At 49.5% G+C, this 11,837-nt stretch carries 10 protein-coding genes; 4 read left to right on the forward strand and 6 right to left on the reverse strand.

Annotated elements, in window-relative coordinates; genetic code table 11:
• Positions 1 to 175: 175 nt before the first annotated feature.
• Positions 176 to 1,396 (forward strand): precorrin-6y C5,15-methyltransferase (decarboxylating) subunit CbiE, encoded by a 1,221-nt coding sequence (gene cbiE / locus RMO35_RS03355; RefSeq protein ID WP_396134909.1) that lies wholly within the window; start codon positions 176 to 178, stop codon positions 1,394 to 1,396.
• Positions 1,397 to 1,706: 310 nt separating this feature from the next.
• Here cbiE and RMO35_RS03360 read toward each other — a convergent pair whose 3' ends face one another.
• The 4 genes from RMO35_RS03360 to RMO35_RS03375 all read right to left on the reverse strand — a co-directional run bounded on the left by RMO35_RS03360 (position 1,707) and on the right by RMO35_RS03375 (position 5,925).
• On the reverse strand, positions 1,707 to 2,531 hold the full coding sequence (locus RMO35_RS03360; protein ID WP_309738561.1) for an ABC transporter ATP-binding protein: 825 nt from the start codon (positions 2,529 to 2,531) through the stop codon (positions 1,707 to 1,709).
• Positions 2,532 to 2,565: 34 nt separating this feature from the next.
• On the reverse strand, positions 2,566 to 3,957 hold the full coding sequence (locus RMO35_RS03365; protein ID WP_309738548.1) for a CmpA/NrtA family ABC transporter substrate-binding protein: 1,392 nt from the start codon (positions 3,955 to 3,957) through the stop codon (positions 2,566 to 2,568).
• 15 nt (positions 3,958 to 3,972) lie between these two features.
• Positions 3,973 to 4,806, reverse strand: coding sequence for a nitrate ABC transporter permease (gene ntrB, locus RMO35_RS03370; RefSeq protein WP_309738550.1), 834 nt, complete (start codon positions 4,804 to 4,806; stop codon positions 3,973 to 3,975).
• Between the two features lie 369 nt (positions 4,807 to 5,175).
• A complete protein-coding gene (locus RMO35_RS03375) occupies positions 5,176 to 5,925 on the reverse strand; it encodes a YebC/PmpR family DNA-binding transcriptional regulator (RefSeq protein WP_309738552.1) in 750 nt (249 codons plus the stop codon).
• Here RMO35_RS03375 and RMO35_RS03380 point away from each other — a divergent pair, their 5' ends adjacent.
• A complete protein-coding gene (locus RMO35_RS03380; RefSeq protein ID WP_309738554.1) occupies positions 5,926 to 7,203 on the forward strand; it encodes an ABC transporter substrate-binding protein in 1,278 nt (425 codons plus the stop codon). It begins immediately after the preceding gene.
• Positions 7,204 to 7,488: 285 nt separating this feature from the next.
• The gene (locus RMO35_RS03385) at positions 7,489 to 8,526 is read left to right on the forward strand and encodes a radical SAM/SPASM domain-containing protein (protein WP_309738556.1); all 1,038 of its coding nucleotides are present in this window, start codon (positions 7,489 to 7,491) and stop codon (positions 8,524 to 8,526) included.
• A gap of 60 nt (positions 8,527 to 8,586) precedes the next feature.
• Here the strand turns inward: RMO35_RS03385 and RMO35_RS03390 are convergent, their stop codons facing one another.
• Positions 8,587 to 8,979 carry a nuclease A inhibitor family protein gene (locus RMO35_RS03390; protein WP_309738557.1) on the reverse strand — a complete coding sequence of 131 codons (393 nt, stop codon included), beginning with the start codon at positions 8,977 to 8,979 and terminating at the stop codon, positions 8,587 to 8,589.
• 300 nt (positions 8,980 to 9,279) lie between these two features.
• On the opposite strand from RMO35_RS03390, the gene RMO35_RS03395 reads away from it, so the two are divergent.
• The gene (locus RMO35_RS03395; RefSeq protein WP_309738559.1) at positions 9,280 to 9,531 is read left to right on the forward strand and encodes an Hfq-related RNA-binding protein; all 252 of its coding nucleotides are present in this window, start codon (positions 9,280 to 9,282) and stop codon (positions 9,529 to 9,531) included.
• A gap of 10 nt (positions 9,532 to 9,541) precedes the next feature.
• On the opposite strand, the gene RMO35_RS03400 is transcribed toward RMO35_RS03395, so the two are convergent.
• Positions 9,542 to 11,614 carry a cation:proton antiporter gene (locus RMO35_RS03400; RefSeq protein ID WP_309738560.1) on the reverse strand — a complete coding sequence of 691 codons (2,073 nt, stop codon included), beginning with the start codon at positions 11,612 to 11,614 and terminating at the stop codon, positions 9,542 to 9,544.
• Between the last annotated feature and the right edge of the window lie 223 nt (positions 11,615 to 11,837).

Here is an 11,837-nt window from a genome sequence, read left to right on the forward strand (position 1 = left end):
CTCACCCCCAACCCCTCTCCCAAGCTTGGGAGAGGGGAGCCAGAGCCGAATGCGAGGGCGGGACTGAAGTGCAAATCATACCTTAAATCAGCAATGCCACATTGTTGATGTTTAATTTAATGCCAGATGGGAGCGATCGGCACGAGCGATTTAAGCTAGGAAGTGAAAATTGGCGATCGAGAAATGGTTATCGATTATTGGCATTGGTGAAGCGGGGTTAGCAGATTTGAGCCAATTGGCACGGGGATTTGTCGATCGAGCCACGTTAGTTGTCGGCGGCAAACGTCATCTCGCCATGTTAGCGGAAACGCACTCGGCGCAAATGGAGTGGACATCGCCGATTGAAAACTCGATCGCCACATTGCTCAAATATCGAGGTACCCCAGTCTGTATCCTGGCTAGCGGCGATCCGCTCTGCTATGGGATCGGGGTAACGCTGCTGCGATATGTCTCGATCGCCCAGATGACGATTATCCCCGCGCCATCGACGTTTAGCCTTGCTTGTGCGCGGTTGGGCTGGTCGTTGACGGCGGTAGAAACTCTGAGTTTATGCGGACGATCGCCCGATTTTTTAGCAGCGATGCTCGCGCCGAATGCGAAGTTATTAACCTTGAGCGCGGGTGCCGAGACTCCTCAAATCGTTGCTGATTTATTGACACAGCGCGGTTATGGCGATAGTCGGCTGACAGTTTTAGAACATCTCGGCGGACGCGAACGGATAATTTCGGACATCGCCAGATCTTGGCCGAAAACGGACGTAGCCGCCCTGAATATCATCGCGATCGAATGCCGCATCGATGCCGATCGCACCCCCTTAAATCGCCTGCCAGGGCTGCCTGAGAGTGCCTATCACCATGACGGACAACTGACAAAACGCGAAGTCCGGGCGATAACCCTTGCCGCACTCGCACCGCTGCCTGGAGAATTATTGTGGGATGTGGGTGCGGGGTGTGGATCGATCGGGATCGAGTGGCTGCGAAGTCATCCCCGCTGTCAGGCGATCGCGATCGAGCAACACGCTCAGCGGCTACAATTTATTGCCGATAATATGTCCGCATTAGGTACGCCGCACCTCCAACTCGTCCAGGGCACAGCGCCCGCCGCCTTGGCAGATTTAGCGACGCCCGATGCCATTTTTATCGGTGGTGGCGTGACAGTTCCGGGCTTACTCGATACCTGCTGGACGGCATTGCGATCGGGTGGTAGATTGGTCGCTAATGCGGTGACGATCGAGAGTGAGCTACAGTTGTTACAGTGGCAGCAGCAAGTTGGGGGCGAACTAACGCGGATTGCCATTCAACGGACGCAGACTATTGGGGGCTTTTTGGGTTGGAAACCGCTCAATCCGATTACTCAGTTGGTGGTGAAAAAGGAGAGCGGTGCCGATTTGAGGTGACTTCCCGGTCGTGAGTTTCATACCCTAAAGCCTAAAGCCTAACGTGAGTTAGGGTTAAGAAATGCCTGGAGACTGGAAGTCTCGGCTTATGATGCAAAGTCCGCCTTCGCGGACTAGTTAACGTTAGTTGCTACCCATAACTTCAGCGGTTAGAAACCGCTGTCTTGATGCGCTAAACCGTCGGGAAACAAGACACAATCGTAGGCATTCTCTAGGTAGCAACTTGGGTTAGTTAATCAGTCCGCGAAGGCGGACTTTGCATCACAAGCCCCGATTTCAATCGGCGGCAGGACTCTCACGTTACCTAAGTCTATTGATATCGCTCCAGAAAATCTAAAGCCTGATGCTGGAGTTCATAATAGTCTTTGGATGCTCGCAGTTCGTGGCGATCGCGCGGACGGGGCAGCGGAATGTTTAGAATTTGACCGATCGCGGCACCAGGGCCATTGGTCATCATCACTACTCGATCGGACATAAAGATTGCTTCATCGACATCATGGGTAATCATCATCACTGCTTGAGGATGCTGTCCCCAAATTTCCAGGACATCCTGTTGCAATTTAGGGCGAGTCAAGGCATCTAGTGCCCCAAAGGGTTCGTCCAGGAGGAGCATTTTCGGACGAGTGGCTAGGGCGCGGGCTACTCCTACCCGCTGCTTCATGCCACCCGAAAGTTCGTCGGGATATTTTTCGGCAGCAGCCGTGAGCTTCACCATCTCGATGTGCTGATTCACGATCGAAATCTTGTCGGCTGGACTGGCAGTTTTGTACACTTCATCTACTGCCATGCGGATGTTTTCGCGGACGGTGAGCCAAGGCAATAAGGCATAGCCTTGAAACACCATCATCCGCTCTGCGCCGGGTTTGCGAATTGCTTTACCCTCTAGAGTGACTAAACCCGATGTGGCTGGTTCTAGCCCTGCCACAATGCGGATCAGGGTAGATTTGCCACAACCGGAGTGACCGATGACCGAGACATATTCTTGCGAACCGATCGTCATATTAATGCCATTGAGCACGACAAACGGACTGCCATCGGGTTTTGGATATACCTTGACGACATTTTCGATCGTCAGAAAAGACTCAGTGTTAGCTGGATAAGCGTGATTGGGGTCGATCGACTGGATTGAGGACATCATTAACTGCTCTTGGGTTCAAAGATTGACCGACTTAGGCAAAGAAAAAGGATTGGGGGGCGTTGGCGCGAATTTCAAAGCTGTTGAGGTAGGCAACTGGATCGCTCGGATCGAAGGATTTGCCATCGATAAAAGCAGTGCTTGGCTCGACCTTATAATCTTCTGCCGGACATTGAATGCCCATCTCGGCGGCAATTTCTCGATACAAGTCCGTTTTCCAGGCTTGACGGGCGATTTTGTCCGCGTTTTTGGGAAATTCGGCGACCTGCCCCCAGCGAGCTGCCTGGGTCATCAGCCAGAGGCTTTGCGACTGCCACAGGAAGGTGGAGTGGTCGTGGGAAATCGTCGTACTGGGCAGATCGTAGAACAGGGTTGTCTCTGGGCTATTGGTGATGCGGGGTCGATCGTCAAATCCGCCGTAGTTGAAGTTGCCCACAATTCCCGGGCGAGTATATCTAGTACTTGCGCCAGTAAAAGAGCGTTGGGAAATAATCTGGGCGACCTCTTCCCGATTGGCAGGGTTGCCGCAATATTGACAGGCTTCGATCGTCGCTTTGACTAACGATCGATAGGTCTTCGGATAGTCCTCAATGAAGGATTCACGCACGGCGAGGAGGCGGTCGGGGTGTCCCTGCCAGATTTCTCGCCCTTGAATAAAGGTAAAGCCAATCCCTTCATTCCCCGAAATAGCGCGGGTATTCCACGGTTCGGCCACCATGTATGCTTCCATCGCTCCGATGCGGGTATTACTCACCATTTGTGGCGGTGGCGTGATAATCAGCCGCAGTTGACGCAGTGAGTCAATGCCCACTGCCGCCAGCAAGTAGCGGATAAAGTACTCGTAAATTGCCGAACTCTGCACCACTGCCCACACGCGATCTTCAGCGGGAGAATTTTGCCAATATTTGCGGAGATCGCGACCAAACGCCTCCAGATCGCCACCATAGTTGTGCCAGGGTCTAATCCCACTCTCCCAGAGTTGGCGATTCATCGTCAGGGCATTGCCGTGGCGATGAATCGTCATCGCCGCACAGAGGGGAAAATATTTTGCGCCTTCTGCACCCATGCGGGCATTAGTGACTGCGCCAGAGACCACGGGTGAGGCATCTAAACGCCCGAAGATGATGCCGTCGCGAGAATTGCCCCAACTGGCTTCTCGACTGAGCGTGACGTTTAAGCCATATTTGCGAAAAAAGCCTTTTTCCCAAGCAACGGCGAACGGCGCGCAGTCGTTAACGGGAACGTAGCCGATCGTCAGGTTAGGCTTCTCTAGGCTGGCAGGGTCGATAATTGGCTGCACAGCAAGGGCTGCTGCTGGCACCCCCGCTGGGTTTTGAGTGAGTTGTTGACTACAGCTAGCAAAGGCGATCGCTGAAGCAGTACCGATCCCTTGCAGGAAGGCTCGTCTTGTCCGCCGTGTATCCATATAAGTCTCCAAAGCTTAAGAGCGCAAAGGGCGGCGCGTAAATATTGTTTGTAATTTCGCAAGGGCGTAATCCAAAATCAGACCTGTTAACCCAATTACAAACACCGCTAAAAACACCGAACTCACGTTCAGGCGGTTCCACTCATCCCAGACAAAAAAGCCAATCCCCACGCCTCCTGTGAGCATTTCCACTGCCACGATCACTAGCCAAGCAATACCCATGCTAATGCGTAAGCCTGTGAAGATGTAAGGTAAACTAGCAGGCAGCACGATCTTGACCAGTTGTTTCCAGCGGGGCATTTCTAAGACCTGTGCTACTTCTAAGTACTCTTTAGGAACGTTGCGGACACCTTCAGCAGTATTAATGATCGTAGACCACAGCGAGGTAATAAAAATTACGAAAATTGCTGACGGTTCCGCTGCATTAAAAATCGCTAGCGCGATCGGCAGCCACACCAGGGGAGAAACAGGCTTGAAGAGCTGAATTAGGGGATTTATGGCGAGCCAAGCATAACGCGATAAGCCAATCCAAATTCCCACCGGAATTGCGACTACAGCCCCCAGCACAAACCCAATGCAAACTCGTCGCAAACTAGCCAAAAGTAGCCATCCCAGCCCAATATTTCCCGGGCCGCGATCGTAGAACGGATGTAAAATAAAATCTAAATTCTTCAGCAGTGCCTCTGGCGGCGTTGGCATCATTTCCTGCCGGGAGAGGGCAATCAGCCACCACACCGCGATCGTCCCGACAAATCCAGCTATGGGCAGTAAGATATTTGCCCTAAATAATCCCCGCAAATGCTTGACGGCGGCAGCATTAGTATTAACAAATAAACGCTTCAATATCATGAGTGGCAGCACCTTGTTTCAAAATGGCTTGTCTCCAAGTGGACTGACGCAACTCCAAGAGTCCAAATCAGCATCTTGTTGAAACCTGCACTACCTGTTAGAGACGCGATCGCGTCTTAACTTCAGAGCGATCGCTCCAGACAGCCCGCCCTCAACGCTGACGAGGTTAGCTAGCGGGCTAGGATCGAGAGATATCCTCGTTCAGGATATCACACTGAAATTCGCCCCTGTACTCTTGAAACCGAACTCGGTGCATGGGGGTTGCTATCTGGCGATCGACAGCAGCAGCATAGATTAAAAAATCTAGCTCAGAGACAGGGCAAATAAAACGCGATCGGTAGCAGCCTCAATCCTAGCAGGTGGGGTATTTCACAAAAGTTCATCAGCTAGATCGAAATTAGCCGTCACAGCTTGAACGTCATCCAAAGCTTCCAGCACCTCGATTAGTTTGAGTAGCTGCCTACTCTGCTCTGGATCGTCCACTAGCACTGTCGTTTGTGGAATCCACCGCAACTCCGCATCACTGACTTTGAAACCCTGTGCGCGCAGCGTCGTGTTGAGATGTTCGAGATTTGTCGTCGTCGTAAAGACTTCTGCTCCCGGCTGCTCATCATCATCGAGCAACTCATATACATCCGCACCACCCACTAGAGAGGCTTCCAATAGCTCATCCTCATCGACACTCCCGACGATCGTACAAACGCCCTTGAGGTCGAACATCCACCCCACACAGCCCATTTCTCCCAGATTACCGCCCCGCTTGACGAATGCCGATCGCAGATCCGCCGCCGTGCGATTGCGATTGTCTGTCAGTGCTTCGACGATGATGGCGACACCGCCAGCGCCATAGCCTTCATAGCGGATTTCTTCAAGTTGAGTACTACTGTCGAGCGTACCCGCACCCTTGGCAATCGCCCGATCGATGTTATCGTTGGGAATACCTGCGGCTTTAGCTTTTTCGATCGCCGTTCGCAGTTGGAAGTTACCGTCGGGATCGGGAATCCCATTGCGAGTGGCAACGATAATCGCGCGTGATAGTTGGGTAAATGTTTTCCCGCGCACAGCATCAACTCGTGCTTTCTGTCGCTTGATTGTTGCCCATTTACTATGACCTGACATATGAATCGATTAGCTACTAAAGTTGGAATTTCGATTGCTCTAATTTTACTCGTAATTATCGCGGGATGTACGCCTACACAGCTCGATGTTAATGGGGTGACACATTTGACTTTATGGCATGGCATCAATCCCCCTCCCAATCGCGATGTTTTTCAAAAGTTAGTCGATAAGTTCAATCGCGACCATCCAAATATCGCAGTGGAGTCGCTGTATGTGGGTCAATCCGATCGCCAATTACCCAAAATTCTCGCGGCGATCGTCGGTGATGCCAAGCCAGATTTATTCTGGTTTGGGCCGATGTTAACCGGACAATTGGTCGATCTCGATGCGATCGAGCCGTTAGATAAATGGTGGCAACAATCGACTATTACCAAGGATATCGATCCGGCTTTACTGGGTTCGATGCAGTTTGAAAATCATTTGTGGTCGATTCCCTTTGGCACGAATAATATTGGCATATTTTATCGCCCGAGTTTATTTGCAGCGGCTGGAATCGAGAATATCCCGACTAATTGGTCTGAATTAAAAGCTACTGCCAAACAACTGACTCGCGATACTGATGGCGATGGTAAAATCGATAAACATGGAATGATTTTACCATTAGGTAGGGGTGAATGGACTGTCTTTACCTGGCTACCATTTATGTGGAGTGGCGGAGGCGAATTGAAATCTGGTAAAACCACCACGATCGACAATCCCGGCTCGATCGCCGCCCTGCAATTATGGCAAGATCTCCTTCAAGATGGTAGTGCGATTTTATCCTCGCCAGAACGCGGTTACGAACTCGATAATTTCCTCACGGGTAAAGTTGCCATGCAGTTAACTGGCCCGTGGACATTCGGACAATTAGCCGGAATGAAAGTAACTGATTATGCGGTGATGCCGATTCCGGCTGGCACTCGATCGGCAACAAGTATGGGCGGTGAAAGTTTATTTATGATGAAAAACAATCTCCATCATCAGCAAGCCGCTTGGGAATTTATGGAATATGTTTTGAGTCAAAATTTCCAAACTCAGTGGGCATTAGGGACGGGTTATTTACCTGTCAATCTTAAATCTCGCACCGAATCTAGCTATCGCGATTATGTGAGTAAAATACCTGCGACTCAAGTATTTTTAGACCAAGCTCGGGATGCCAGATCGCGACCGATCGAGCCTGGATACAGTCAGATTTCCGAACAGCTCGGCAGCGCGATCGAATCTGTTTTGTTAAATAAAAGTTCGCCTCAAGCTGCACTCAAAGCCGCTCAGTCAAAATTAGATTTGAGCCTAAATTAATACAATCTTTTTTGGCGATCGAGCTAGGTAATAAATGTCGTCATCTAGCTAATTATGGGCGATCGGTAGTCAATCTAGTAGTGATGTTCTCGAGCGAGTATTAAGTTCTTTAGCTCTGCCTAGCACGATTTCATAATGTATGTTACATTGTTTTGAAATCATCACCCATACACTGAAAATTTCAGATGTATCGAACAATGTGCGCCAATTGAATACTTAACAGTAGGTATGAAAATTGGAGGCTAATAGTTTTCGAGACACCGTAAGTTAAGAGAGGAAGTAATCGTGTTAGGAAATGAAGTTAAATATTTTATCAAAGATGTTATTCGCAATCCTCGCAGCGGCTTAGATTGGGTAGGGACGAGAGTAGCTTATGCCCTGAGATGGAAGAAAGTTCCCTTTTTACCAGTCGCGATCGATATCGAGCCGAATAATACCTGCAATTTTAAATGTACGCACTGTCAAGTAACTTATTGGGATAAAAAACCAGCTTATTTTAATAGCGAAATTTTCGTCAAAGTTCTCAAACAAATCCCTAACTTGATGAAAGTTAAGCTGCAAGGGATGGGCGAACCCTTGCTTAACAAGCAATTGATTCCGATGCTCCAAGCTGGCGAACAGCAGGGCGTCCGGATGCACTTTCATACCAATGGCAGTATCAGCGATCCGATTAAGGCTAATCAATTAGCGCAACTCGATCGTACTCATATTACTTACAGTATCGATGGTGCGACTGCGGGAACTTTTACGCAGATGCGTCCGGGTAGCCGTTTCAACCAGATTGTTGAAAATATTCAGATGCTAATGAGCAAGCGTAGATCTGGGAGCAATCTGCTAGTCTCCGCGTGGACGGTAGTAACTCAAAAAAATGTCCATGAGTTGCCGCAAATTATTCAACTAGCCAAGAAACTCGGACTCGATTTCATTGCTATTCAACCTTATCTCACGAGCTGGGGTAAAGAAGATATGGAGTCCCATACTAATGATATTCAAGTAACCACAGCATCAGACACTTTTGCCTCTCAATTAGCCACCGCCAAAGCCACAGCAACCGATGCAGGCATCGACCTAATTGTCAACGAATACAGTCGCTTTTGTCGAGACAAACCCTGTGCATGGGCGTGGAAGAGTGCCTTCATCGCTGCTAATGGGGACGTGGTACCTTGCTGTGTCGTTGCGGACTCGGATGTCGTGAAAATGGGTAATGTCTTCGAGCAAGATTTCAAAGAGATTTGGAATTCATCAGCCTATCAAGAACTCCGAGAGCAAATTATCAACCACGATTTACCCGAATACTGTAAAAATTGCTATGTAGATCCCTAGCACCACTACGATTAAATGGCACTTAGCAATCCAATTAATAATTATTAATTATTAATTAATTTAAGTCTCTACTACGTGAGTCTTCAATCCCACCACATCGAGATCGGGAGTTTTACCAACTATATAGATGGCGATTTCGACTTCGCCAACGCGGAAAACTGCTACATCAGTGAGATTAGTCTCGATCGCGTGGTGTAACTCAGTATAGCGCTGCACTTGTGCCAATTCAGCCGCTTCATACCAGTCTTCCACCGCCAGCACGGGTGTAAACAGATCGGCGAGAGTTATTTGCTCGATCGAGAGATCCGGTGCGAGCTTGCTAAATAGCGCTGGAGGTGTGATGTCAACGCCGCGTTCCCAAGTGACAATTTCAAATGGATAGTCCGACTCACTCGACCAGAGTAAATCTGCGGTAGTCTGTTTGAAGAGATTGAGAATTTCTGCTGTTGGCACGATCGTGGCGATTTTAAAGATGGGAACTGAGCATCATCAGGCGCTCTGGACGATCGAGCCTGTTTCCAACTGTGGACGATCGAGTTAGAACGCTGACAGTGAGAATGTATTTACATTAGCAGGTACCTGTCAATGGCGATCGAACGCAATAATTACCTTTGTCCGGCTCGATTGGTTCGATTCATAACTAGTTGCGAAAATGTCGGTAGTCGGTGGGCATACTAATAGAGACAACATCAAAAATTTGGATCCGAGATTCGCCGCCACTAGCCGACGGCTCAAATATTTAGCGGCACATCTGTGACAGCCATAATTTCAACAATCTTCTACCACAATCAGCATATGTCCGAACTCGATATTAATTTACCCAGTACTCGCCAAACCCAAGGCTTAGTTAAAGACAAAATTGAGGTGTTGATTAAATTATTGACTGGTGACACCTTTGTCGGCAGAATTATCTGGCAAGATCCCGATTGCTTATTTTTTACCGACGGGAACGATCGCAAGACCTTGATTTATCGTCAGGCGATCGCGTATATTCAACCTCAGTAGCGGCGAATTGTCAACTAACCTCCCGATCGCCGATCGCTTCGGCAATCGCTTCGAGCATCGACAGTGGTAGCATCGGGATATCAATTTCGCCCCGTGTCAGTTGCTCGAACATATTTTGTTCTTCAACCGAACCAACCACCAGGCAACTATCACCCATTTGGAAGGCGGTACCGCCGTTGGGGTAATCGATCTGCGTCCCATTTTCCCGCTGAATTGCGACGATCGTCGCACCTGTTAGGGGACGAATTTTCGCACTCGCGATCGAGTTCCCCAACAGTGGCGAAGTCATCGACAATCGATGCCAGCGGCGATTCATCCCCAGGGTAGCCGCGCGGATATCTTGGGATACTCGATCGATGCTTCCTTCCGGACGCAATTCTAAATAGTGAGAATTGCGAATGGTTTTCACCTGTCGTTGGATCTGGATCGTCGGTAAGCCGATTTTGACGAGTAGGTGAGTTGCCATTTCCAAGCTGGCTTCAAATTCTGGCTGCACGACTTCACTACCGCCTAATTGGTAGAGTAGTTCGATATCCTGATATTGATTTGCCCGGACGACGATATCGAGTGCGGGCGAAATCTCCAGCGCGTGTTTGAGACACAACCGCGTACTCATCGCATCGGGGAGAGCAATTACCATCGCCCGCGCTCGATCGAGTCCGGCTCTCGTCAGGACGGGGATACTGACAGCATTACCGTAAATATACGGAATTCCTCGATCGCGTAATTGTTGAATTGCCGCTTCTGATTGATCGACTACGACAACCGGGACATTTTGCTCGGCGAGGATGGTTGCCAAATTCTGTCCCGTCCGTCCAAAACCACAAATGACGATCGGCGGCTCTAGCGGTACGTGTTCTGTGACCTCTAGCGGCGGTTCTCCCGGCTGAAACCAGCGATCGAGTGCTGGGACGGTCTCGATCCAATTAAACAGGCTGGGAATCAATCTGAGGATAAATGGGGTGACTACTAAAGTTAGCGCCGTCGTTCCCAACAGCAATAAATATACTCGCCGCGATACCAAACCCAGACTGCGCCCTTCACTCGCGAGGACGAAGGAAAATTCTCCAATTTGGGCTAGTCCCAAGCCAGCAATCAGCGCCGTTTGGAGCGGATAACCAAACAGCTTAACTAGTGGCGTAATAATCGCAAACTTGCCGATAAAGACGATCGAAACCAAGCCCAAAATCAGATCCAGATTTTCCCACAAGAAGACAGGATCGATCAGCATCCCGATCGCCGCAAAGAACAGCGCCGCAAAGATGTCTCGCAGCGGCTCCACATAGGCCAAAGTCTGATCGGCATACTCTACCTCCGAAATCATCAAACCAGCGACGAACGCCCCCATTTCGATGGACAGTCCCAAATAGGCAGTCACTAAGGCAATCCCCAAACACATGGCGACGATGCCGAGCAAAAATAATTCGCGACTCTCCGTACTCGCCAGTAATCTTAAAAACCGAGGCACGACCCAAATCCCGATAATCGTTGCCCCGAGCGCAAATAAACCGATTTTCAGTGCCGCCTGAAGTACGGCAATGCCGATTTCGGCTGGCGGTCGATCGAGTGCGGGTAATACTGCCAACATCAATCCCAAAGCTAAATCCTGAACTACCAATATCCCCAGCATTACCTGTCCGTGCGGCGTGGCTGTCTCATTGGATTCCATCAGCGATTTGAGGACTACTGCCGTTGAAGACAAGGACAAAATCGCCCCCAAAAAGACTCCCTGTTGGGGTGTTGCTACCCAGCCCACACTCACCGAAATGACGGTAGTGACTAAGATCGTCAGCAGAATCTGTAAGCCACCACCACCGAGACTGATTTTCTGGACTTTCCGCAGCTCGGAAAATGAGAACTCGACACCCAAGGCAAACAGCAAAAAAGCCGCCCCAAATTGTGCTAAGGTTTCGACTTGGATTAACTCTTTAATCAATCCCAATCCCGTCGGGCCGACGATCGCCCCACCCACGATATAACCTAGTAAAGCAGGCTGTTTGGCTAGTCCTGCCAGTATCCCCCCCGCAGCAGCAGCCGCCAGTACGCATACCAAATCTACGATCAGCCGAAAATCTTCTAACACTAGATTTTGATGATTATAAAAATTTTTAAATTAACTTAATGTAAGTTAACTTCTAGGATACCGAGTTTTGTCAATCTATGGGAACAGGCATCGCGGTTTTGGCTACTTGAAGATCTGGGCAGATTTAGATTTGAGGGTTTCGCGCCTTTTAGCGTAGGGAAGCTCAAAGGCTCGATCGTCGAATATGTACATAATTCACATCTTGCGACAGACAAGACAGTGG

This window comes from Chamaesiphon sp. OTE_20_metabat_361 (assembly GCF_031364565.1).